This window comes from Desulforhopalus sp. (assembly GCA_030247675.1).
Taxonomy (GTDB): Bacteria; Desulfobacterota; Desulfobulbia; order Desulfobulbales; family Desulfocapsaceae; genus Desulforhopalus_A.
On sequence record JAOTRX010000007.1, the window covers coordinates 138,204 to 161,573 of the forward strand.

Here is a 23,370-nt window from a genome sequence, read left to right on the forward strand (position 1 = left end):
TGGTTGTGCGATTATTTGTGGTCAGGAATGCGGCGCAAGAAAAATGTTAGGAAATCCCGATGGTTAGTCGTTTGGCGGGTCATTTTTCTCTTGCAGTTGAGCGTCTCTCAGGCGTTTCCACCAATCGAGTCGCTTTTGTATCTCTTTTTCGAACCCGAAAGGTGAGGGGGAATAGTAAGCTTTTTCCGGAAAGGCATCGGGAAAATACTTTTGATAGCTGTAATGATTGTCAAAATCATGAGAATAGCGATACCCCTTGTTATAGCCTAGGTCTTCCATAAGTTTGGTCGGGGCATTGCGAATTGCCAAAGGTACTTTTAGGTGACTCGTTTTTCCAGCGTCATCCTTGGCGGCTAGGTATGCAGTTTCCAGGGCGTTACTTTTAGGGGCGGTGGCGAGATAAACCGTTGCCTGACAGAGTGCAACTGCCGCATCCGGCATCCCGAGGAAATGAACTGCATCTTTTGCCGCCAAAGATTGTACCAGTGCCTGGGGGTCGGCAAGGCCTATGTCTTCCGAGGCGATTCGCACCAATCTTCTGGCGAGATATAAAGGTGTCTCGCCACCTTCCAGCATTCTCGCAAGCCAATACAGAGCAGCCTGGGGATCGCTGCCGCGGATAGATTTCTGAAATGCTGAAATCAAATTGTAATGTTCTTCTCCGTTTTTATCATAGAACAAACATCTGGTATTGGTGGCCTTTTCCATGGCCTCTAAGGTGATAGTGTCCCCTGTCTCGGCATTTCTACAAACCATTTCCAAATCGTTTAGAGCCTTTCTAGCGTCACCTCCGGCTTTTTCCGCGATGAACTGAAGAACAGGGCCCTCACATGTCAGATGTTTGGGAACCAAGGATACTGCACGGTGGAGTATTTTGTGTAGATTTTCTACAGACAATGGTTCAAGGACAAATACGTGACATCTGGAGAGAAGGGCTGGGATAACCTCAAAAGATGGGTTCTCGGTGGTTGTCCCTATAAGCGTTACTGCACCTGACTCAACATAGGGTAGAAAGGCATCCTGTTGAGCTTTGTTAAATCGGTGTATTTCATCAACAAAAACTATCGTTTTGCGATTTTCATAAGAATGACGGTGTGCCGCCTTCTCCATAAGGCCTTTTACTTCGGCTATCTTGCTGAGTACGGCACTGCAGGAGCAGAAGGTGTGTTTGGTTTTTTTTTCAATGAGCCTGGCGATGGTGGTCTTGCCGGAGCCCGGTGGCCCCCAAAGAATGAAGGAGCCATATTGATCGTTCTCAATCATCTGGCGAAGTGAGAAGCCGGGGGTGAGGAGCTGGTCTTGGCCAAAGAGATCTTCAATTTCTATTGGCCGCGCTTTTTCCGCTAGTGGTACTTCCGGTGAATGGCCGGTTTCCTCGAAAACTGAAACTTGTCGCATGGCTGCCTCGTCTTAGCGCTTTGTTAGGATGGGGTGCTGCAAGTATATCTGGCTTGTTCGAATAACCGAAGCAATGCTTTTTTGTCAGACTCTACAGTAATATGTAATGGAAAACAGTCGAGAGGAAATTATGGGTTCCCAAGAGGTTATAGGCAAACATCTGTTATTATGGGAAGAGAGTGACGTTTAAAAGTGAACTATTAAATACTATGCATCTTTTTTGAAAAATGCTCGTTTCACGGGGAATTCTGGCAATTTTATAAGTGCTGCATGGCAAATGATGAATGAGAGGAGGGAAAACGCATGGTGAAGCAATTTGCATACCTGTGGAAAAATCGAATTTGCCAGCAATGTCTTTAAGCTAAACCTCCAAACAAAAAGAAGAAGTATGTGTAGAATAGACCAGGGCAACTGCTTTGATGGTTTTGAAAATGCTTGCTGACGCCGTCAAATCCTTCTTTCCTTGCATTTGCTGAAATAATAAAGGAGGCGAGATAACTGATAAATGTTCGTAAATATAGTAATATATAACTTTATGCGCACCGGATTATTTTTTCTGCTTACCTTGATGTAGGAGGGCGGTTGAGTTATAATTATTAAACGCGCCGTGTATGATGTGGCTTGCGTTATCACGCGGGGAAAACACTTAGATAAGGTGGTGGGGGTATGCGGGTGGATTCTTGCCGAAGAGTGCGGAAAGCATCTGGTTTTAATGTGGTATTGCGCCCACTCTCTCTTCTGTTTCTTTTTTCGCGGTCTCCCCAATCCGAATCGAATATCAAAAAGGTTGTTCCGAACAGTCCCACCAAGCTAGACAAAGTTGTTAATGCTGCAATACTGAGATCAGTAGCGGTTCAAGATACAATATTCAGTGATGCGGTGGTGAGTTTCGCCGGCAACAATATCAAATTCAACCAAGTTGAGGCACTTTGAACAAAAGAGCAGAGGAAGGCGTTGTGGTGAATGCCGGCATTGGTTTTCGGACCGTTAAGGTAGATATGGATAATGAGATTCAGGGAAATGATGCCGATGGAGTTTTGTTGATAAAAACTAAGATTAGTTAATCAGTTGGGATCGCCTGTGAGTTTTGGGCAAAATATAAATATTGCAACGGGAGGGCACGCTTAAATAAAAACTCAGTAGTATTATTGTCGGGAATATGTGTATCGTTGAGCAATTAACCAAAACATATAAAACAGAGGGCACACATCATGAAAAAAACACTGGTAGTTAGCGCACTGGGTTTGGTAATGGCGATGGGTATTTCCACCGGTTGTTGGGCCGCATCTCAAATTGATGGCAAAGTAACCAATACCGGGACGGTTGAGCAGGCTGCCAATATTGCCATTGGCGAGGACAATAAGGCTGCCATGGGATCTGTCAGTATTAAGGACTCAACTGTAGGTAAAACGGGTGTTGTAACAAATAAATCAGATGTCAAGCAGGCTGCCAATATCGCCATCGGCAAAGGCAATGAGGCCAATATGGGTTCTGTCAGCATGAAGAACGCGAAGGTTGATGGCAAGTTGACCAACACCTCTAAAGTTGAGCAGGCTGCAAATATAGCCATTGGTGAGAACAATAAGGCCAATATGGGCTCTGTCAGTATGGAAGGCGGTTCGATTGGGAAGACCGGTGTGGTCACCAATAAATCAGACGTGAAACAAGCCGCGAATATTGCTATCGGTAAAGGTAACGAAGCCAACATGGGTTCCGTCAACATGAAAAACGCTAAAGTTGATGGCAAGTTGACTAATACCTCTAAAGTTGAGCAGGCCGCAAATATTGCTATCGGTGAGAATAATAAAGCCAATATGGGCTCCGTGAACATGGAGGGTGGTTCTATTGGCAAGACTGGTGTGGTGACGAATAAGTCCGATGTGAAACAAGCCGCCAACATCGCCATCGGCAAAGGCAACGAAGCCAACATGGGTTCCGTTAATTTGAAAAATGCCAAGGTTGACGGTAAATTGACCAACACTTCTGATGTTAAACAGGCCGCAAATATTGCCATTGGTGAGAATAACAAAGCCAATATGGGTTCTGTGAACATGGAAGGTGGTTCGATAGGCAAAACCGGATCGGTAACCAATAAATCAACTGTTGAGCAGGCTGCCAACATCGCTATTGGCAAGGGTAACGAAGCGAACATGGGCTCTATCAACATGAAGAATGCCAACGTTGATGGTAAATTAACCAACACCTCTACGGTTAAGCAGGCCGCGAACATTGCCATTGGTGAGAATAACAAAGCCAATATGGGCTCTGTAAATATGGAAGGTGGCGGGATAGGTAAAACCGGATCGGTAACCAATAAATCAACTGTTGAGCAGGCTGCCAATATCGCTATTGGCAAAGGCAACGAAGCTAACATGGGCTCCATCAACATGAAAAATGCCAAGGTTGATGGCAAGGTTTCCAACACCTCCACTGTCAAGCAGGCTGCTAATATCGCCATTGGCGAAAACAACAAGGCGAACATGGGTTCTATTGACCTCAAGAACGCTAATGTTGGTAAAACAGGTGTTATTACCAATAAATCTGACGTTAAACAAGCCGCGAATATTGCCATCGGTAAAGGCAATGAGGCGAGTATGGGTTCGGTTACTGTAGAATAACTGAATCGTTTTGTGGGAAACATCAGGAGCCTTTTATTGCTTATCATTAAAAGATTCGTGAGGAAGGCTCCTGGTGGAAAGATAGATCCTTTGGTGACAGTTACCTAGATTTTCAAGTATATTTATGCCAAACGAGAGACACGATATGAAAACTACACAAGTTTTTTTCCTGATGGCAATTTCCTCCTTTGTAGCTTTGCCGGGGCTAGTTTTGGCTGAAGGCGGGACAAGTGCGGATTTGGACGACGGTATTTCCAAATTTACTGAAGATGGCATTGATAAGTATGACGAGATGGGGAAGCCGGACCAAAACATTAAATTTATTGTTATGAATGCCAAGAGCAAGGCTAATATTATTAAAGGCAACAAAGACGATGTGTCAGGTAAGACAGGCGGTGCAAACATGAACAGTGTGGTCATGGGTGCTGGGAGTAAAGTAAAGGGAGATATTTATATTATCGATCAAAGCAAAGGCCCTAAGACGAATATTTCTGAGTAAGTGATCGGGCGTGTTTGGATTAATGCTATTCCTCAACATATTGGACAACTAAATATGAAACTGAACAAAGCTGTGGTGGCCTGTCAGTCTTTTCGTTTTGCTAAAGCCAGGGTTGGTTTGTATGTTTTTATGTCGGGTCTGGCTCTTGTTTTGCTATCATCATGCGGCGAAATGAATCCGAAGAATGTTAATATTGAGCTGGAAAAAAGCGCACCTGTAGAGAAGGTAACAAGCTATACTCAGGCTCTTCTCGATCTTGGCTTGATGTCGCAGATTTACGACACCGGACTTATGAAGGTGCAGAGTCAAGATATTGCCGATGAAACCGGAACGTCGGTCACCAGTGGTGGGGAGATACAGCGAAACATCACGGAAATTATGAAGAGCACTCTTAATTCCATCGGTGGCAATGTCCGGTTCATTGAATACAACCCTTCTTATATTCAGAACCAGATGGTTTCCGGCTATAGCAGCTTTGATAATAAAGCCATTCCTGATGTTGTCATAACGGGTGGTATAACGGAGTTTGACCGAGGGCTTGAAACCAGGGGTGAAGGGACGAATGCGGATGCCGAGGTCGATTTCCGCGGTTTGCCGAACTGGCTTCCTTCCAAAACAGTCGGAGCCAGCTATGGAGACACCTCGAAATCCGGAAAGGCTCGGATTACTTTGGATTTTAATCTGAAGGACTTTCAAAGCCTGGCAGGTATTCCAAGAATGTCCACAACCAACAGTATGGATGTCTATAAAGGACTCAAGGAAGAAGAGGTCGGTATCACTCTGTTTGGACCGACCTTTGGCTTGAAGGGCTCGATTAAAAAGGTTCAGGGGCGACATGAGGCTGTCAGGGTGCTCGTTCAGGTCAGTATGATTCAGATGATCGGCAAGTATCTGGCCCTGCCCTATTGGCGGCTGATGGGGGATGATGTCACACCGGATAAAGCCGTTCTTGATTCAATATCTGAGACGTATCACCGAATGGGTCGCGAAGACCGTGTCGGCGCCGCCCAGCAGTGGCTTACCTTGCACGGCTATGATGTGTCGATAAACAATAGAATGGACAGCAAAACCGTGGCAGCCTTACAGACTTTTGATCCTGCCCTTGGTTCTGCGGATCCGAATGGCATCAGTGAGGCATTGTTTACCAAGCTGTACCTGACCATTCCAGTAACGCGGGAAGCATTAGGGAAGCGGCAGAAGATGAACGAGTATTTTGCCAAGATGCAAAAAATGAAAGAACCGGAAGAGCGAAAAGCTGCTGCGCGAGCTGAAAAGAAAGCAGTGGAGGCTCAGGCACCACAGGCGGTCGCCCAAAAACAAGCACCATCGAATGGTGGAGAGGTAAGAGCCAGTCAAGCGGTACAGCCACAAGAGGTTGCTCAGGTTCAGGCAGCAGCGGAACCTGCCGCGAAGCGGGGAACAGCACAGGCTGCTACTATCCAGGCACCCGTTGGGACCGCCACGCCAACTCCGGTTGCTGTTTCTCCACCGGCTGCGGCTGCGGCTGCTGCAGCGGCGAAACCTAAGAAGTTTGGTCGCCAACTTACAGCTGAAGACTGGTAATAGCGTTTTCTGAACGTATCGCCAAAAGGGAGGATAAGTACCTTCGCGAAATTCTAGCTCTTAAGCAAGAGTTAGAATTCCTGAGGTTCTGAACTGCATTTTGTTAATCAAGGATACTAGAGGAGTCGACGGTCATGTTATCAAAAAATAAAATTATTCTGGCGATACTGGTTGTGGTGTTCACGGTTACCGGCACCGCTTGGGCGGGCAACAAGAAGATAATGTCAACCCGGGCCGCCAGGGTTTTGGCTGAACGTGCCATTGTAGAATCGGTATACGGCCTGAAAATTAGATCAAGTGAGGAGGTCATTGATATGATCGCCGCAAGTTTTGTCGGCAAGACCGAATCGAAAACCGCCGCTGATATACAAGGCATTAAAATTGATGAGGTTATTTATGATGCCGAAAAAGATATTGCCCAGGCTACAGCTTCGATTAGTCTCGATGAGATTACCAATATTGATGGTCAGGTGCTGAGTCTCAAAGGCAAAACTTTTAAAAGGGTAGGTTTTGCCACATCGACTCCAGCAAACGCCGGGCCAATCAAGGCATTGCGAGCGGCTGAATTAGATGGCTATAAAAACCTGGTAAAGACTGTGGTTGGCTTCACTCTTGAAAGCCAAACAACTGTCGAAAACTACATGTTGAGTTCTGATGTGGTGAAAGTAAAGGTGATGGCGACGACCTATCTCGCTGATTTAGTAGATTATGGCTGGGATCAGGAGGGGAACGCCTATGTGAAATTCAAAGTAAATGTTAAGGATATTGAAGAACTGCTGGGAGCAAAAATACCAGGCGCGACAGATTTTGTTGAAGTGGAAGGGCATGGTGCAGCCATCGATGATTTTTCAACTGCCCAGAAAAAGGTGACAAATGATGAGGGTGGTGCACCGGCACCCAATAAGCAGCTCTAATTGATTTTGGTGTGTCAGGGTGATTTTTATGGTTGGCAGCGGGAAGGAGATTCTTCCCGTTGCCGGAGGAAGATTTCTTCTTACTACTTTTTGATCAGACTATGGAAAACCAAAAAAAAACATTAAAGGAAAGAGTGTTGTATTTTTCCTTGGGGGTTTTGAGTCTTGCTGTTGTGAGTTTTCTTTTAGGGGCTGCTACCGAATACCAGAATAGCAACAATACTACCTTGAATTTTGGGAGATATGCTATCTCCTCGTGGGCGACGCAACTCGACAGCAAAAGTGGTGTGGTCGGGGCTTTCGTATTGGATACGGTATCAGGCGAAACGCGAACAGTTTATATTAGGACCTACGGTGATGTTCCTAAAAGTGAGATAGCAAAAAATGATCTCAAAAAACCATTCAATGCCATTCAGTGAGCTTCTTCCTCGATTTTCTGTGATGTTGGGGCTTTCGTTGGCGAGCTTGTTACTTGTTTTTCCGGTAGAGGCCGTTGAGATCAATATTGGCTCCAATAATCAGGTGAATACAGGGAAGATCGTTAGTGGCAACTGCTTGCAGGGTAGCGGTAAGCTTACGCAAAAGAAACTGCCTGTTGAACAATTCAAGGGTATTGTGGTTGATGGGGTCTTTGACGTTAGTATTAATTGCGGGCAGAGTACCGGCCTTTCGATTACTGCCGACGATAATCTTCATTCATTGATATCCGCTACAACAAAAAACGGCAAATTACACCTTTCAACGCTGGGTTCGTATTGCACTGCCAACTCATTTAAGGCTGATATTTCTCTTGTTGAGTTGGTATCCGTTTCAGCTGATGGCAGCAGTGAATTGGTGGTTAATTGCAATACTGCGGTAAATAGCAAGCTCTCTGTAGATCTTCGGGGTGCGAGCTCAATGACTCTTTCTGGCAAGGTAAAAGATGTTGATTTGATATTGCAAGACAGTACAGAACTCGATGCATCGCAGCTTTTGGCGGAAACCGTGGGGATAAAAATCAGCGATGCCGCTTCAGCCCGGGTCAATGCCTCTAAGAAACTCACCGGTGAAGGCAGTGACGCAAGCGAAATTCACTATTTAGGTCAGCCTCAAGTTGTAAAGGTGAAGACTTCTGATGCGAGTGAATGTTTGCCTGAAGAATGAAAGGATATGGTATATAATGTATACGATCGAAAATCATTTAAGATAATGGTGGGGTGGGCGGTTGACCGAATCTTGTCCGGGGGAAGGTCAAGTTTTTGTGAAATCAACTGTAATCGAAGAAATTTTCTTAATATCACCAACCTTTGCCGTTACTTCGAATTCTACTGTACTCCCGTGGGCAAAAGCCTCCCCTCCGTTTATTTCCTCTTCATAAGAAAGCACTCTATTTCCCTCGCCTGAAAGCAAGTGTATTGTTGCAAAGCCCCTTATCATGGCTCTAGAAACGTTTCTGATTTTTGCCGTTACGGTGATGGTGCCGCTGTCCGTGTGGACTTCTGCGGCAAGGTCTTCAACAACGATGAGCTGTTGGTCAAGGGTTGTTGATGGAACGTTGCCTTGGTTGTGTGCCTGGTGTTTCGGGGTGTGGGTTTGTTTTGCCTGAATGGGAGCAACTACTAATAACACCATCGCCAAAAGGGAAAATATTGCACGAAATAGAATTGCTTTCATGGCTCTGGCACTCCCCGAAAGAATGAATGGAAAAGCTGCAAACGTTCTCACTACGGGCCGGCTCATCGTATAGATGAGGAAGGTTGAACATCTCACTTCCAACCAGCTTAAGAACAAATGACATCACAAGAATGCTTGTCTCCTAACCACTAGCTACTAAATGATAGTATCATCCCAATGTGTATGATGTCAAGGATTTGGGCCTGGGTTTGATTGCCGGGAATGAAATGCTATTCTCTATAATCCATGCAGTACTCTATATCCTTAATTCATGTTTTTAAAATATGATATTTATGTGAATCGGTCGTTTGACTATCGATTTACAACTCTTACTTCGAGGTTTTCTGAGCGCAGTGTGTCAACCAGAGCGGTGGTGTCTTCTTTGCTTTCAAAAGCTCCAAGCAAAAGACGAATCTGGGTCGTGTCGCTTTGTGTATCCCTTATATAGCCAGTGTATGGCATGTAGTGCATGGAAGAGAGTTTTTCGCGGAGTTCCTTGAAACTCTCGATGGTGCCTTCTTTGCCAACTTGTATTGCGTACGGCATATTCTTTACAAAACTATCGGTTATTTCATCAGCTTCAAGGGATTGTCTGGTATTTTCAGCCTCTTGTGCTGTGGCGTACGAGCCAACGAAGATTCGATGCCAAATTTGTTGATCTTTCAATCTGAGTGATGCTGTAAACGCAGGATAACCAGTCCTTCTTAGCATGGCTGCTACCCTGAAGCACTGCTTTTTCGATTGGCTTGCACTAATTTGCACTGTATAGGGAGCTTTTTCATCTAAAGCAAGTATAGTTTTCTTAGTATAATCGATACGTTTTCTGGTAACCTCCTGGGATGCTCCTGTGTCGCCAGGAGTAACCTCTCCCGGACTAACCTTCGCTTCAATTTCGACGGAACCATTTTGGGGTAGTTCGCCAACCTGCTCAACCACTTGTTTGTTAAGCCTGTCAAGTTCTATCAATCTTTTTTCAATAAGGGACAAGTTCCCTGCTGTTACACTATGCACACAGCAAAACATCGTAGAGAAAAAGATAAAAAAAAGTAGAGGTTGCTTCACAATTGTTTCCTCAGGTTAGAGTTCAATTATTGAAATTGCTTTGAGAAAATGAACAGTTATTTTTATGGGGCTCAGCCATCGACAATCATACAGATTCACCTCTGCAGCTGAATCAAGAAGAGCATGTTTTTGTCGAGCTCTATACGAAATTTTACTCTCAGTTTGTAGAAAGTTTAAGACGTTCTGATGCCATGTCCACTTATAGAGCAATATTTGTTGAGGATAATATGCACAACTTGCCTTAGAGTTCGTAAATTACGGTAGAAGCATTTCCCTGATTTTGAAGTATCTGTAGCTAATATATTACAGAAAATGTTAAACATTTTCCAATAGCCTTTCAATGGTCTTTTGCAAATAGAAAACGCTGTTTGGGAGGGAGCAATATTGAATAATATGTTGAAAGTAATGGAATAGGTATGTGGTGATACCTTTGAATGAGGTGGAATACTATGCATTTCTCGGGTTATTTCTTGAAATCTGTTGAGGGAGAGGGGGGGATAAGATAGAATATCTCCTCCTCAAAACATTTGAAACCTTGGCAATTTACTACTGCCTCTCCTCCCTCATAATACAAATTGGATGACCCTATGGCTACGCCACAATATCCCGGATATGTAGATGTTATTGTGCCCGTTTTTAATGAGGAGGATATCCTTGTGGAATTCCATCGGCGTATAACAGCTCTTGGTTTACCACTTAATTTGCTCTACATTGATAATTGCTCAACTGATCATTCTGCTGAGATTATTGCTACATTTCCTGATGTAAGAATGATCAGGCACGATCGCAACGAAGGCTATGGAGGCTCAATTCTCGATGGAATTGCCAATTCCTCCAATGACAAGATCATTATTATTGATGCTGATTGCGAATACCCACCCGAAGCCCTGCCAGAACTCTTGGCGCAACTAGAAACTGCCGATGTTGTATATACCAGCCGTTTTCTTGAGGGACGTAATCAGTTTATGCCTTTTACAAAACGCCTGGGGAATCAGCTTCTTACCAGGATTTTTAATCTTCTTTTTCAACAGAAGCTCACGGATTTGTATACCGGCTGTAAGGGGTTAAATCGTTCAGCGCTGAGGGGAATATCCTTGCAACGCAAAGGATTTGAGCATGTCCTCGAACTAGGCGTTAAGCTTGCCAAGAGAAAGATAGTAATTCAGGAAATTGCCGTTGATTTTTCTCCTCGAAGCACCGGAGAGGCAAAAATGAAGCATATTTCAGAAACCCTGAAATACCTCTATCTCATCGTCTTTTACTTTTTAACAGAGCGATAACATGGGAAAACTTGTCGGACTTATTCCGGCCGCAGGCAAAGGAGTAAGGGCCAGGCCTTACACCTCTTTGGTTCCGAAAGGGATGTTGCAGATTGACGGGCGCCCCAATCTCGAACGAATCATCTGCCAAATGAGGGATGACCTGGGTATTGACGAAATCTTTATGACTGTCGGGTATCTTTCGGCAGTGATTAAGGACTACTTCAAAGACGGAAAACAATTTGGGGTAAAGCTGCATTACATAGATAACTCAGAGTTGGATAAGGGGCTGGGGTGGTCTATCCTCCTTGCTGGAAGAGCCTTGTCTTCTCCATGTTGTGTGATGCTCAGCGACGAATGTTATATAGGTTCAAACCACAAAGAACTCCTAGATTTTCCATATGAAGAAGGGTTGGTCACCTGTTCGGTGATGAGTGCTGATGATACAAAAATGATACAACGCAACTATTCCATCATAAAAGATGGAATTCGTGCCAAGAGACTTATCGAAAAACCGCAAATTCTTGAAAATAATCTGTTAGGTTTGGGTACTTTCATTCTCACCCCCGGTTTCTTCCCTTTACTTGAGAAGGCCTTTGCCCAGTCACAAGACAATTATGTCGAGTTTGTTACCTTTATCAATAGTTTGTGTGGAGGTCTGCCCGGTGTTCTCTGTTTTGAAATGAAGGGCACGTATGTCAATATTAATGACCGTGATAGCCTGAATCTCGCTCGTTTCTATGAAAGAAAGAGAACCTTTGACAACAACAGGATAACGCTGCTTTTATATTCAGAAGGAGTTGAGCAGAATATTGGATTTACAATCAATAGGTACAGAAGAAATCCGGCAATAAATTCGATATATGTTGTCCTGCCCCATGACAATGTAATTGCCGAGAAGGTTGTAGAAAGTGGTGCTGAAGCTATTCTTTGCCCTGCTGATGTAACCCTGTATGGTGAAAAACTTTGCTTTGCCCTTGATCGGTTGCCAGGTGACATCTTTGTACTGGCGGAGGCCGAGTATACGTTTCCTGAACATGATATCAACAAGCTTCTGGAGTATCTTAAGGAAGCCGATATGGTAGTTGGAACGCGGACGACGAGGCAACTCATTGAGCAGGGGTCAGATATGCAGGGCTTGGTGCGGATTGCCAATATTGCTCTTGCCAAATTAATCGAATTGCTCTGGTGGCAGCGCGAGATGCGGATTTCAGATGTCGGTTGTACCTTTAGAGCGATGTGGCGAAATTGTTATGAGGGCATTCGTTGCAACCTGCATGCCCGGGGGCCTGAGCTTTTGGCTGAGATAGCGGTAGAACTCGTCAGTGATCGAAAAAGGCTTATTGAAATTCCGGTAAACTATTATAATCGTAGTAAGGCGATGGACAAAAAATATCGAAACCGGAAAACATTCCTAAGCATCCTGCGCATGCTTTGCCAAAAACGTTTCAAGGTTGCTCTTTAATACCCGCACTGTCTTGTGCCACCAAAAAACTCTTCCACTGGTGGCATTCCATGCCAGGAGGTCTTGGGATGCAGCTCTTGAATTCATGAGCGCTGGCCAAAAATGGCAGTGCCCACGCGAACAATAGTTGCACCTTCGTCGATTGCGATATGATAGTCGTCAGACATTCCCATGGAGAGTTCTGGTTTGGCAATATGAGGAAATAGGCCTTTGCCCATTAGCTTTTCCAACAAAATGCGGAGGTTTCGAAAGTGGGGGCGAGATCCCTCCGGGTTTGCGGCAAGTGGTGGAATGGTCATGAGGCCGCAAACCCGGAGTCGCTGCAGCTCATTGAGTTGAATGAGCAGATGTTCGGCTTCTTCTGGGGGCACTCCAGCCTTTTGTGGGTCATCACCAATATTTACCTGGATAAGTATGTCCAGAGTTTTATTTATTCGCTCAAGATGGTTGTGAAGAGCTTTCCCAAGCTTAAAACTATCAACCGTCTCTACCATGTTGCAGGTTTCAGCGGCAAATTTTGCTTTGTTACTCTGTAGGTGGCCAATAAAGTGGAATATCGTAGTGGCAGGTAGCAATGCTCTTTTGGTTTGGAGTTCCTGAATATAATTTTCACCGAACACCAATTGGCCGGCGGCTAATGCCTCTTTTATCGATTCAACGGGAAAAAGCTTTGACACTGCGACAAGCTTAATATCTTGTGGGTTTCGGCCAGCATTGTGGGCGGCCACGGATATTTTTTCGTGTATTAGCTGAAGATTATGGGCAATCATAGGTTGTGTTTTGTCATGGAAAAAAGTTTTTCAGCGTTGTTGGTAGTCTGTTTTGCTACGACGCTGAAATCTATTTGGCGAAGCTCTGCTATCTTTGTTGCGGTGTGCACCAAATACCCTGGTTCATTCCTCTTTCCCCGGAATGGCTGAGGAGACAGATAAGGCCCATCTGTTTCGAGTACTATGGCTGTAAGGGGAATGTGCCTTGCCACTTCTTGAAGTGTTGTGCTTTTTTTAAAGGTAACGATCCCTGGGATTGAAATCAATAATCCTAAATCGAGAATCTTCTTAGCATAACTGTAGTCACCGGAGAAACAATGCATTATTCCTCCGTAATCCAGGGGTTTTGTTTGATGGAGGATGGTAAGAATGTCCTCGTCGGCATCTCTGTTATGAATAACTACCGGAAGTTTAAGTGTATGGGCTATGTCGAGTTGCAAACGAAAATGACGGCGCTGTTGTGCAGGGTCGGAATAATTCCTGAAATAATCTAATCCGATTTCGCCAAACCCGACAATAACGGTGCTGTTATCCCTGTATATCTTTTCGAGTGCAAGATAATCCTCTTCCCGGAGACCCTCAATATCATGAGGGTGAACACCTATTGTTGCGAAAACCTCTTTGTATTTATTGGCGAGGCTAACCGCAATTTCAGAACTTGTCAAATCGACCCCTACTGTGACGATTTTTTTCACGCCCTGCAAAGAAGAGCGTTCCAGTACCATATCAATATCATCAGCATATTCGGCCATGTGGAGATGGCAATGGGTATCGACTAGAAAGTTTTTGTCGAGAGTAGAAGGCAATGCACTGTCATTTTTAGTTTTGTTATTCATGTTGGATTCTTTAGCAGAAATGGTTGGATGCCGCAATTTCCATTCCCAAACCGAGGTGAAAAATTTCGATATTTAAAGCCGATTAGAAAAATTTGCGTGTTGTGGGAGAGCTAGCGGGATGAATTTGTTATAAAAAGTAAAATAAATCTTCATATAGCAAAGAAACTATCGTATAGTGTGACAAATGATATGTCGTTGGATCACCGCAAAGATTTAAGAAGCAACCGAGAAAGGAGCAACTGGTTCCGGTCGAGAGTATGATTTACGACATTAACACTGGCTCTTTTTTAAGGGTTGGTTTTTATAATGGTTTTTTGTTTTCAGTTATAAAGAGTAATTATGGGCAGATGCGCGGACGTCGCCTTTAGTAACAGCAACCAACATTTACGATGAGGTTTGAGGCATGAATTACGGGATTGTCAGTCAAGAACAACTCGAGCAGATAGATCGGATTTTAGCAGAGAAGTTGATAAAGCTTGGTGTTGATTGCGTTATTATTATCGATATGGCCGGTAATATTATTACTGCCAAGGATAATGGTGAAAGCAAATATGATGTCTATTCTTTCGCCGCCTTGGCCGCCGGAAATTTCGCAACGGTCGATGCCATGGCCAAACTTGTGGGTGAGCAAGAATTTTCGCTGTTGTTTCACAAAGGTCAAGAGTCAAATATACACTTCAGTAAAATTGACGATGAACTGCTTCTGATTTCCATGTTTGGTCGCGATATCTCCCTCGGCTTTCTGCGGTTAAATGTAGTTGATGTTATAGAGAAAATTAGAAAAGTTTGGGAAAAGAAATAGGCCGATTGGCTTAGCTGCTTTGTCTCGTTACAGTATGATGAAGACGGAGAATTCACTCGCGCCAGTAATGATTACCAACAGGGAGTAGAACGTTGAGCTTTATCAATTTAAAAGACAAAATAGTGCAGGTAAAGATTGTGTACTATGGACCTGGACGATGTGGGAAAACCACAAATCTTGAGTACATAAATCGGACGTATCGTAAGCAAATTGCCTCGGAGATGGTGAGCCTGAAGACCCACGGGGATCGGACACTATTTTTTGATTTTTTACCGTTTGATATGGGGCAGATTAAAGGTTACGACATTAAAATCCAGCTTTATACCGTTCCTGGACAGGTAAAATATAATGCTACCCGGAAACTCGTCCTCCGAGGCGTCGATGGTATTGTTTTTGTAGCAGATGCCATGGAGAAGCAACGTGAAAAAAATATTCGCTCTTTGAACCAGTTACATGAGAATCTCCAGTCTTACAAAGAAAGCATATTCAGGATTCCGCTGGTGATGCAATACAACAAAGTTGACCTTAAAGAACATGGTATTCCTATTTTGCCTACCCCGGTGTTGGAAAAGGATCTCAACAGCAGGTTGAAAGTACCCTACTTTGAGGCAAGCGCGATTACTGGGTACAATGTCGCCGCGACATTGAAGAAAATTATCTCTTCCTCAGTGATTTCCATACAGAAAAAATTACTCTAGAGAGAAACTGTGGTGAAACAGTATAGCGAAAACCAATATGATGTTGATTTGACTCTCGGCAATGATGAGTATGATGAGTCATATTATTCCGACGCAGATGATCTCTTTGAGTTGTCAACCGATGATGAATCACCGATTAGTCGCCTAAAAAGCTTGGTGCTGTCTATAGATTGGGAGATAACTGACGATGTTTTGCTTCAGTTTAATGAAGAATTACTTGATCTAAAAGATATTTGGGCGGGGGATAATATCAACCTTGTTTATATCCAAGCTCTTGAAAAAATAAGCAAATACATCTATCAGAATAAGGCCGATTCACACCCCAACGCCATTAAACTCCTTCTTACTTTTTATTATAATCTGGAAAAAATAGTCTCCTCTCAGGATATCACCGAGCAGCAAAAGAAAGAGATCTTGTTGGAGGATGTTAAGAAATTTGAAAATTTAAAAAGGCAGATCAAGCAAAAGACTAGCCCCGCCGAACCAATCCCGGAACCCAAACGGCCGCCACAACCTAAGGCTCCAGTGCAACCTGTAGTCGAAGACGAGCTACAGACGCTAAAAGCTATTGTCCTCGGAATTGATTGGGAAATTACTGAACAAGATTTAAATGAGTTGCGAAAGGAAGTTAACCGGCTTGAGGGGATGTATTCAACAAGCCGGCCCAAACTGATTCTCCTGCAAGGTATTGGAACCCTAGGTGCATACATTAAGCTGAAGAAGAGTAATGCCCATCCTGATGCCTTCAAGGTTCTGCAACTTTTTTATGAAAGTCTTGAAAAGATTGTTCAGCAATCAATGAGCTTGGAAGAAGAAAAAACCATTCTTTTCCCAGCAGTCGAAAAGTTTAATTCCTTCAAAACATTGATCGGTCCAACGATTTCTCCTGAATCTATTTCGCAAAACGACACTGAGGCGGAGGATGAGGAAGATGAAGATCTTGATGGTGACGAAAGTGTTGACGGTGAGCTTTCTCCGGCGTTGGCAGATTTCGCTGAAGAAGAGGGCTCAGGTTTTCAGGCTGAAAAAGAGGCAATGGCCCTGGGGTTGGAAGATGCATCAGGGAATGTTGACTCTCATCTTAATAATTTCTTTGGAGAAACCCCAGTAACTGAATCATCGGAAAAAGAAAAGATTCCTGCTGTACCAGAAGAGGAGTTTTCATCCTTTGATACAATTCAATTTAAAGAGGAGGATGCCGTTCCGGTTGGAAGAGATGTCGCTCTTCAGGGTGTTGATGTTGAAGAGGATGATTCAGATGAGGATATCGAAGCTCATGACCGAGCCGGGGAAGAGGCAATTGCTTCTATGGCCCTTGATGAGGCAGGCAGTGCATCTGGTCCTGTGGCTGGATTTGAGGTTGATGCAGATTTGATGATGAAGGATGCACGGCAGGAGGATGAAGTTGAGATTTCTCACGAAGAGACCATAATAGATGCAACTGAATCTAAGTTCCCAACCGATATGGTCGAACCAATTGCGGCCGGCAGCGAGTTGGACATTCTGGATCGAGAAACAGCTCTCAAGGGAGTGGATGTTGAGACAGAAGCTGATGATGATAGCGATGAGTTGTCTCTGCCAATGGAAGGAGAAGAATTGGCGCCAGCCCTAGCCTCCATGGAGGAGGAAAGTCTCTTTAGTGCAACCACTTTGGAGAAGGCTCCTGCCTCAAGCAGTGTCTCGGAGGAGATTGTTGGCACTATTGATGGTTTGTTTAAAGATCATGAAGATCTTTCAATCGCCCCAGCTCTTTCAAGTATTGCAGAGGAGGAGCCTGTTGCTGTAACGGGGATTGAAGAAAAGAATGAGGAAGAGGAACTCCTCGTTTTTGAAGACTGGTTGAAGGAAGAGAGCAAACCTGAAGAGGCGGTAACCGAGCAAAAAGTTGCGGAAGTACCAGTAACCGAAGAAAGTGTATTTCTTGCCGTACAAGAAAAAACGGAAGAGCAACCGGAGGAGACGCCGGCGGGAAGCCTGATTGAGATTGAACCTGCAGTAAGTTTTTCTGAGGATCAGGAAGAAGATAGTCTCAGTTCGTTTTTTACTGAAAGTGAGCTGGAGCAGAGTGCCAAAGACGGGGCTGAAATTGATGCCCTGTTTGACAGTCTGGAAACAGAACCGACCGATGGTCTTGAAGAGGAGTTCGCTGAAGGAATTCAAGGGAGTGTTGCACCGCTATTGGGTTTCGATACGACTGCGGATGTAGAGCAACCAGAGGAAATATCTTTACCGATTGATTTTAAAGATGGCAGTGGAGAAGAGGAAGTAAAGCAAGAACCTGCCTTATCCTTTATTCCCGGAACCGAGCTCCCAGCGGATGAGGTTGTTTTTGAACTATTCGAAGAAAAACCGACCGTTGAAGTGGTAGCAGGTGATGAATACGTTGAAGAGAAGGAGATGGCTGTTGCAGTGGTGGAAGGCGCGGCCGAGGAGAATCTTCTCCCACCCTCTCAGGAAGAAACTGAGTTGGGTTTCGAAGAAGAATCCTTTGAAGATATTGATGTTACCAGTAGTGAGCCAGCGAGTCTTGAACCCCTCGCAGGGATGCAGGCCTGTATTCATTCTTTGGAACTTGAGCTTAGTGACGGGATTATTGTTGGTTTATTTGGGGAAATCAACCATCTTCGGCAGCTGTGGGCAGATAAGCCGTTAGAAAAATCCTTTTTGCAACTCCTATCGACTGTTGGTCAACATATAGATAATTATAGATACGAGTCCAGCTCTGAGGCCCATGGACTCCTTATCTCGGTGTATCATGCACTTTCAAATTTGAAAGATGATGATATCCACGCCAATCAGGAAGCACTTCTTGCCCAAACTCTCAAGGTCTTGGAGTGGCAGCAGGGCATGTTATCCCGGCAGGCCGTTCAAAAAGGTAGTCAATTGACGTTTTCCGATCCATTACGAACAGAAGCGGTGAACGGGGTTACTGTAGATGCCCAAAAGGATTTTGATGATCTTTTAGGGGAATATGAGAGTGCGACCAAAGATACCGAACCCTCTGGCAGCGAGCCAACCAACCTAAATGATCGTTTAGGGGATGCAGGGCACGAGTCGGTCGATCTGGATGAACCGCAGGTGGCTGCTATGGATGAGGTGGCGAGAGAAGGACAGCAGATCCAAGAGGCAGATGCCGGCTTGAGTGGAGAAGCAATTTCTAATGATTTGAGGAAAGAAATCGCGGCTCTGCGTCAGACATTACAGATGGAGATTGCTGAACTGAGAAAGGAACTAAAGAAAGAATAGCATCGTCTTTGCTCAAATTGCTTTTAAAAAGGGCTTGTCTCACCTGGGGAGACAAGCCCTTTTTAATTACAAGAATAAGTAAATACGAAAGTACGTGAATGGACGTCGATTCAATTCAATGGCTAATGGATCCCTCATCTTTGTGAGCTATCGCTATCGTCCTGTTTCATTTTATCACTGCGCATTAATGCCTTCGTTGGCATATTTGAGTCGAAAATAAGTATCATTTGGAGAATTTCTTTATCAACATCTCATTGACGTGCGGTGGTACCAAATCATCGACATTTCCACCATTTCTCGCGGCATCCTTGATGATCGATGAACTGATATAGATCCAGCGAAATCCAGGCATGAGGAATACAGACTCCACTTCTCGTTTTAATTTCCTGTTCATGAGAGCCAATTGGAACTCATAATCAAAATCGGAAACTGCGCGAATTCCACGAACGATAGCCTTGGCGTTTTGCTGACTTGCGTAGTCGACGAGTAAACCGTTTACGGAACTGACCTGAATACGTTCATGATCTGAAAAAGAATCCTCAATCATTTTCATGCGTTCACTCAGAGAAAAAACGGGGTCTTTGGCAGAATTGACAGCGACGGCTATGATGACTTTGTCAAAGATGTTGAGGGCTCGACTGATGATATCAATGTGGCCGTTGGTGATCGGATCAAATGTTCCTGGATAGACCGCAATCAGTGGTTGAATATCATTTTCTTTCATCATGGCATCCATTCTTGCGAGTTTGTTGAGAGAGGGGGCATCAGCCTATTCGCTAAGGTCAGATAGTCGAACTATAAAGCCAGAGGCCGTTTTCACCGTAGACCCGTTTGTCTGTGAGGTAGAGGTTGGTCAAAGCCTCCGGGAGAGCTGTGTTGTACCTTTCCTCGATAACAATTGTACTGTTTTCGGTGAGCAGAGAACTTGCATCGATAGCTCTTAACATCGACAACGCCATATTCTTGCCATAGGGAGGATCGGCAAAGATGAAGTCGAACCCCGCGCTGGTTTCCAGTGGAAAATGGCTGAATGGCAAGCCCTTGGTTAAATCATGTCGAATGATGCGAAGCCCGCAGTTCCCGGTATACCCGGCAAGACAAAGGGCAATGTTTTTTTTTATGAGATCCAGAGCCAGACTGTTATTTTCAACGAAAACAACAAAATCAGCATTGCGGCTGAATGCCTCCAGGCCGATGGCCCCCGTGCCGGCAAAAAGATCGAGTACTTTTGCGCCCTGGATGGACTTGCCAAGGATACTGAACAGGGCCTCCCTCGCTTTATCCGAGGTTGGTCTGATACTCTTGTCACGAGGAGGGGGCGTGAAGAGTTTTCGACCCTTTTGCGTACCGCTAATAATTCTCAAGATTTCACAAAATTAAAGGATCACAAAACCCTATTGCAAGTAGCCCAGAACAGTTTCTCCAGCGCGAACTTTTTGGCCAATTTCCACGGTGAGGGTGGTTTCAAGTGGAAGATAGAGATCAACCCGTGAGCCGAACCGAATAAGCCCAAATCGTTTCCCCCTGGTCACGGTATCACCGGCTTCAAGCCAACAAACAATTCTTCTGGCGATAAGCCCGGCAATCTGTACAAAGGCGAATTTTTTTCCGGAGGGCGTTGTGACAACGGCAGCACAGTATTCGTTTTGCAGACCTCCCTGTTGACTATCGGCGGAGTAGAATTTCCCGGGCTTATAAAGAATTTTATCCACTTTGCCGTTGTAGGGAATCCTGTTAACGTGGACATTAAAGACATTCATGAAAATCGAGACCTTATGAACATCTTCACCTGTAAACCTGTCATCCGAGACTCGTTCTATGATAATGACCTTGCCATCGGCGGGTGAAAGAAGGGCATCCTCCCGCTCCGGGCCCAATCGTTCGGGGTCCCTGAAGAAACATAAGACGAAGACAGTGGCGACCAGCAGTATTCCGGCAACCATCTTCATTGCGAGAATTCCCGCCAGGAGGGTGGCAAAAGCCAGCGCAAAAATGAAAGGATACCCTTCTTTGGCAACAGGAACTTGGGGAGTGAGCATGGATGATGTACCTTTGTGGGTTTGTTAAATACCGTTATTTCGCCTTATTAGCCCGAGCCATGGCGATCATTCCGGTACGGATAATCTCCTTGATGCCGATAGGGCGAAGGATATCGATAACTGCCTGAATCTTGGAAGCAGAGCCGGTTACTTCAACGGCATAACTTTTAGCACTGACATCGACGACCTTGCCGCGAAAGATATCTACCACTCGCAGTACTTCGGCCCGAGTATGGGCCTCAGCTTTTACCCGAATAAGCGCCATCTCTCTTTCAACGAAGTCTTTGTCGTTGATTTCTGTGACCTTTATAACATCGATGAGTTTGTTCAGCTGTTTGGTGATTTGTTCGATGATTGTTTCATCGCCTCTTGACACCAAGGTGAGGCAGGAAACATTCGGATCGAGGGTTTCGGCGACACAGAGGCTTTCAATGTTAAAGCCGCGACCGCTAAATAGCCCTGTTACCCGGGACAGCACTCCCGGTTTATTTTGCAGAAGCACAGAAATCGTATGTTTCATCTGGATGATCCTGGGTTTGTGAGTTTGGCTTTAAAAAAGATTTTGATCAGGAAATATCAACAATCTTCTCAGTATATTCATTTACTCGTTTCCTGATGTCCATTTGCCGAAAAGACAATAGACCAGAAGTCGGGTTGTAGGTAATAGCTACACAAGCAGCATTTCCGTAGTGGCCTTACCGGCAGGGACCATCGGGTAAACCCCCTCTTCCTTTTCAATCTTGAAATCCATAATGACGAGGTTCTTGGTGGCAAGTGCCTCGCGAATTACCGGTTCAACCTCGCTTTTGTTGGTGGCCCGGAGTCCAACTGCTCCGTATGCCCTGGCAAGTTCAACGAAATCAGGTACTACATTCATAGTAGTTGAGGCATATCGTTTGTTATAAAACAACTCTTGCCATTGCCGTACCATGCCGAGATAGCCGTTATTGAGAATGGCTATCTTAACCGGGCAGTTATACTGCCTGGCCGTAGCTAATTCCTGGATATTCATCTGGATTGACCCATCGCCGGCAATGTCTATGACCGTCCGGTCGGGGAAGGCCATCTGGGCGCCGATGGCGGCAGGCAGGCCAAAGCCCATGGTGCCCAATCCGCCCGAGGTCACGAAATGACGCGGGTAATCGAATTTGTAAAACTGTGCCGCCCACATTTGGTTTTGGCCAACCTCGGTGGTGACAATGGCCTTGCCGTCAGTAAATTTCTGCAGCGTTTCGATGACATATTGAGGCTTGATAATGGTGTCATTTTCCCTGTAGGCAAGTGGATGCTTTGCCGTCCACTCGTCAATTCGCGCTATCCAGGGCTGCAGGCGCTCAGCCTGTTCGGTTGCGTGAAAGCTCGATTCACCGTCAAACCATTTATTAATGGCGGTAAGGGCATGTCGGCAATCGGCAACGATAGGAATATCTACCCGGACATTCTTGCTGATGGAAGTCGGATCGATATCAATGTGAATGATGTCTGCCTTGGTTGCGAAGTCGGACAACTTGCCGGTTACCCGGTCATCAAAACGGGCGCCCACGGCAATAAGGAGGTCGCACTCGGCGACTGCCATGTTAGCGGTATAGGTGCCATGCATGCCCAACATGCCCATGGAGAGCTTCTTGCTCCCCGGGAAGGCACCCAAGCCCATGAGGGTCATGGTAACCGGGATGTTCAGCTTCTCCGCCAGTTCAGTGAGATCTGGGGCAGAATTCGATAAGATAACCCCGCCGCCAACGTAGAGTACGGGTCTTGCCGCCTTCATAATCCGCCGGCAGGCCTTTTCGATCTGTACCGGATGGGGATTGTAGGTCGGCTGATAACTGGATATATGGACTGGAGCCTTTTCCGGGTAGACGAGCCTTGTTGCGACCAGGTCCTTGGGAAGATCGACCAAAACCGGGCCTGGTCTGCCGGTGCGGGCGATATGAAATGCCTCGCGCAGGGTGGGGACCAGATCGTCAACATTGCTGACTAGGTAGTTGTGCTTGGTGCACGGTCTGGTGATACCAACGATATCAACCTCCTGGAAGGCATCATTGCCGATCAGCGGACGGGGTACCTGGCCGGTGAGTATGACTAAGGGGATTGAATCCATGTGGGCAGTAGCAATTCCGGTAACGCCGTTGGTGGCGCCTGGTCCGGAGGTGAGAAGAGCAACACCCACCTCGCCGGTGACCCGTGCAAAGCCATCGGCGGCATGCACCGCACCCTGCTCATGGCGCACCAGCACGTTGGTAATCTCGGAATCCATGAGGGCATCAAAAAGGTCAAGAACCGCACCTCCCGGATAGCCGAAAATAGTATGTACACCCTGCTCCTGAAGACATCTGACGATTGCCTGGGATCCAGTAATTTTTCCCATGAACCCATACCCTTATAAAAGTTGAATCTGTTTTGCGCCACTTGCGGAAAATCTTTAAAAGCCTGGAAAATTTGGATAAACCAGAAATATATATGTGAACACCCTATCTGTCAACGAACAAACAATGGAGGCAGACCACAGCTATAAAAATGCAACCTGTTTACTCTCTTTGAGACTTTA

The 23,370-nt window shown here is 45.3% G+C and carries 21 protein-coding genes; 11 read left to right on the top strand and 10 right to left on the bottom strand.

Going from position 1 to position 23,370, the window contains the following annotated elements:
- Window positions 1-63: 63 nt before the first annotated feature.
- Window positions 64-1,398 carry a replication-associated recombination protein A gene (locus OEL83_15410; protein ID MDK9708430.1) on the bottom strand — a complete coding sequence of 445 codons (1,335 nt, stop codon included), beginning with the start codon at window positions 1,396-1,398 and terminating at the stop codon, window positions 64-66.
- Window positions 1,399-2,609: 1,211 nt separating this feature from the next.
- On the opposite strand from OEL83_15410, the gene OEL83_15415 reads away from it, so the two are divergent.
- From OEL83_15415 to OEL83_15440, 6 genes are all read left to right on the top strand, one after another.
- Window positions 2,610-4,016 carry a hypothetical protein gene (locus OEL83_15415; GenBank protein ID MDK9708431.1) on the top strand — a complete coding sequence of 469 codons (1,407 nt, stop codon included), beginning with the start codon at window positions 2,610-2,612 and terminating at the stop codon, window positions 4,014-4,016.
- 145 nt (window positions 4,017-4,161) lie between these two features.
- On the top strand, window positions 4,162-4,515 hold the full coding sequence (locus OEL83_15420) for a hypothetical protein (protein MDK9708432.1): 354 nt from the start codon (window positions 4,162-4,164) through the stop codon (window positions 4,513-4,515).
- 54 nt (window positions 4,516-4,569) lie between these two features.
- Window positions 4,570-6,078: a hypothetical protein gene (locus tag OEL83_15425; GenBank protein MDK9708433.1), complete on the top strand. Its 1,509-nt coding sequence runs from the start codon at window positions 4,570-4,572 to the stop codon at window positions 6,076-6,078.
- Window positions 6,079-6,212: 134 nt separating this feature from the next.
- Complete coding sequence (locus OEL83_15430) at window positions 6,213-6,992, top strand: hypothetical protein (GenBank protein ID MDK9708434.1); 780 nt, start codon at window positions 6,213-6,215, stop codon at window positions 6,990-6,992.
- Window positions 6,993-7,051: 59 nt separating this feature from the next.
- Complete coding sequence (locus tag OEL83_15435) at window positions 7,052-7,411, top strand: hypothetical protein (protein ID MDK9708435.1); 360 nt, start codon at window positions 7,052-7,054, stop codon at window positions 7,409-7,411.
- Window positions 7,377-8,135: a DUF2807 domain-containing protein gene (locus OEL83_15440; protein ID MDK9708436.1), complete on the top strand. Its 759-nt coding sequence runs from the start codon at window positions 7,377-7,379 to the stop codon at window positions 8,133-8,135. Before OEL83_15435 ends, OEL83_15440 begins: the two co-directional genes overlap by 35 nt.
- 87 nt (window positions 8,136-8,222) lie before the next feature.
- On the opposite strand, the gene OEL83_15445 is transcribed toward OEL83_15440, so the two are convergent.
- Both OEL83_15445 and OEL83_15450 read right to left on the bottom strand, forming a co-directional pair.
- A complete protein-coding gene (locus tag OEL83_15445) occupies window positions 8,223-8,645 on the bottom strand; it encodes a hypothetical protein (GenBank protein MDK9708437.1) in 423 nt (140 codons plus the stop codon).
- A 312-nt stretch (window positions 8,646-8,957) separates the two neighbouring features.
- Entirely contained in the window at window positions 8,958-9,707 is a 750-nt protein-coding gene (locus OEL83_15450) for an SPOR domain-containing protein (protein MDK9708438.1), read from the bottom strand.
- 587 nt (window positions 9,708-10,294) lie between these two features.
- On the opposite strand from OEL83_15450, the gene OEL83_15455 reads away from it, so the two are divergent.
- Entirely contained in the window at window positions 10,295-10,987 is a 693-nt protein-coding gene (locus tag OEL83_15455) for a glycosyltransferase family 2 protein (protein ID MDK9708439.1), read from the top strand.
- A 1-nt stretch (window position 10,988) separates the two neighbouring features.
- Window positions 10,989-12,431 carry a sugar phosphate nucleotidyltransferase gene (locus tag OEL83_15460; GenBank protein MDK9708440.1) on the top strand — a complete coding sequence of 481 codons (1,443 nt, stop codon included), beginning with the start codon at window positions 10,989-10,991 and terminating at the stop codon, window positions 12,429-12,431.
- A gap of 83 nt (window positions 12,432-12,514) precedes the next feature.
- Here OEL83_15460 and OEL83_15465 read toward each other — a convergent pair whose 3' ends face one another.
- Window positions 12,515-13,201, bottom strand: a complete 687-nt coding sequence (locus OEL83_15465) for a YggS family pyridoxal phosphate-dependent enzyme (protein MDK9708441.1) — start codon at window positions 13,199-13,201, stop codon at window positions 12,515-12,517.
- On the bottom strand, window positions 13,198-14,037 hold the full coding sequence (locus OEL83_15470) for a TatD family hydrolase (protein MDK9708442.1): 840 nt from the start codon (window positions 14,035-14,037) through the stop codon (window positions 13,198-13,200). The genes OEL83_15465 and OEL83_15470 overlap by 4 nt, the downstream gene beginning before the upstream one ends.
- 403 nt (window positions 14,038-14,440) lie before the next feature.
- Here OEL83_15470 and OEL83_15475 point away from each other — a divergent pair, with 403 nt between their 5' ends.
- From OEL83_15475 to OEL83_15485, 3 genes are all read left to right on the top strand, one after another.
- Complete coding sequence (locus OEL83_15475; GenBank protein MDK9708443.1) at window positions 14,441-14,839, top strand: roadblock/LC7 domain-containing protein; 399 nt, start codon at window positions 14,441-14,443, stop codon at window positions 14,837-14,839.
- Between the two features lie 92 nt (window positions 14,840-14,931).
- Entirely contained in the window at window positions 14,932-15,537 is a 606-nt protein-coding gene (locus tag OEL83_15480) for a GTPase domain-containing protein (GenBank protein ID MDK9708444.1), read from the top strand.
- 12 nt (window positions 15,538-15,549) lie between these two features.
- Window positions 15,550-18,783 (top strand): hypothetical protein, encoded by a 3,234-nt coding sequence (locus OEL83_15485; GenBank protein ID MDK9708445.1) that lies wholly within the window; start codon window positions 15,550-15,552, stop codon window positions 18,781-18,783.
- Between the two features lie 223 nt (window positions 18,784-19,006).
- Here OEL83_15485 and coaD read toward each other — a convergent pair whose 3' ends face one another.
- The 5 genes from coaD to ilvB all read right to left on the bottom strand — a co-directional run bounded on the left by coaD (window position 19,007) and on the right by ilvB (window position 23,190).
- Entirely contained in the window at window positions 19,007-19,510 is a 504-nt protein-coding gene (gene coaD, locus OEL83_15490; GenBank protein ID MDK9708446.1) for a pantetheine-phosphate adenylyltransferase, read from the bottom strand.
- 55 nt (window positions 19,511-19,565) lie between these two features.
- Complete coding sequence (gene rsmD / locus OEL83_15495) at window positions 19,566-20,147, bottom strand: 16S rRNA (guanine(966)-N(2))-methyltransferase RsmD (GenBank protein MDK9708447.1); 582 nt, start codon at window positions 20,145-20,147, stop codon at window positions 19,566-19,568.
- A 30-nt stretch (window positions 20,148-20,177) separates the two neighbouring features.
- Window positions 20,178-20,822, bottom strand: coding sequence for a phosphatidylserine decarboxylase family protein (locus OEL83_15500; protein MDK9708448.1), 645 nt, complete (start codon window positions 20,820-20,822; stop codon window positions 20,178-20,180).
- A gap of 34 nt (window positions 20,823-20,856) precedes the next feature.
- The gene (gene ilvN / locus OEL83_15505) at window positions 20,857-21,342 is read right to left on the bottom strand and encodes an acetolactate synthase small subunit (protein ID MDK9708449.1); all 486 of its coding nucleotides are present in this window, start codon (window positions 21,340-21,342) and stop codon (window positions 20,857-20,859) included.
- Between the two features lie 147 nt (window positions 21,343-21,489).
- Window positions 21,490-23,190 (bottom strand): biosynthetic-type acetolactate synthase large subunit, encoded by a 1,701-nt coding sequence (gene ilvB, locus OEL83_15510; protein ID MDK9708450.1) that lies wholly within the window; start codon window positions 23,188-23,190, stop codon window positions 21,490-21,492.
- Window positions 23,191-23,370: the final 180 nt, after the last annotated feature.

Bases quoted from the DNA above. Each gene is read 5' to 3' on its own strand.
- OEL83_15410 (MDK9708430.1), bottom strand. From the start codon at position 1,398: ATGCGACAAGTTTCAGTTTTCGAGGAAACCGGCCATTCACCGGAAGTA.
- OEL83_15415 (MDK9708431.1), top strand. From the start codon at position 2,610: ATGAAAAAAACACTGGTAGTTAGCGCACTGGGTTTGGTAATGGCGATG.
- OEL83_15420 (MDK9708432.1), top strand. From the start codon at position 4,162: ATGAAAACTACACAAGTTTTTTTCCTGATGGCAATTTCCTCCTTTGTA.
- OEL83_15425 (MDK9708433.1), top strand. From the start codon at position 4,570: ATGAAACTGAACAAAGCTGTGGTGGCCTGTCAGTCTTTTCGTTTTGCT.
- OEL83_15430 (MDK9708434.1), top strand. From the start codon at position 6,213: ATGTTATCAAAAAATAAAATTATTCTGGCGATACTGGTTGTGGTGTTC.
- OEL83_15440 (MDK9708436.1), top strand. From the start codon at position 7,377: ATGATCTCAAAAAACCATTCAATGCCATTCAGTGAGCTTCTTCCTCGA.
- OEL83_15445 (MDK9708437.1), bottom strand. From the start codon at position 8,645: ATGAAAGCAATTCTATTTCGTGCAATATTTTCCCTTTTGGCGATGGTG.
- OEL83_15455 (MDK9708439.1), top strand. From the start codon at position 10,295: ATGGCTACGCCACAATATCCCGGATATGTAGATGTTATTGTGCCCGTT.
- OEL83_15460 (MDK9708440.1), top strand. From the start codon at position 10,989: ATGGGAAAACTTGTCGGACTTATTCCGGCCGCAGGCAAAGGAGTAAGG.
- OEL83_15465 (MDK9708441.1), bottom strand. From the start codon at position 13,201: ATGATTGCCCATAATCTTCAGCTAATACACGAAAAAATATCCGTGGCC.
- OEL83_15470 (MDK9708442.1), bottom strand. From the start codon at position 14,037: ATGAATAACAAAACTAAAAATGACAGTGCATTGCCTTCTACTCTCGAC.
- OEL83_15475 (MDK9708443.1), top strand. From the start codon at position 14,441: ATGAATTACGGGATTGTCAGTCAAGAACAACTCGAGCAGATAGATCGG.
- coaD (MDK9708446.1), bottom strand. From the start codon at position 19,510: ATGATGAAAGAAAATGATATTCAACCACTGATTGCGGTCTATCCAGGA.
- OEL83_15500 (MDK9708448.1), bottom strand. From the start codon at position 20,822: ATGCTCACTCCCCAAGTTCCTGTTGCCAAAGAAGGGTATCCTTTCATT.
- ilvN (MDK9708449.1), bottom strand. From the start codon at position 21,342: ATGAAACATACGATTTCTGTGCTTCTGCAAAATAAACCGGGAGTGCTG.
- ilvB (MDK9708450.1), bottom strand. From the start codon at position 23,190: ATGGGAAAAATTACTGGATCCCAGGCAATCGTCAGATGTCTTCAGGAG.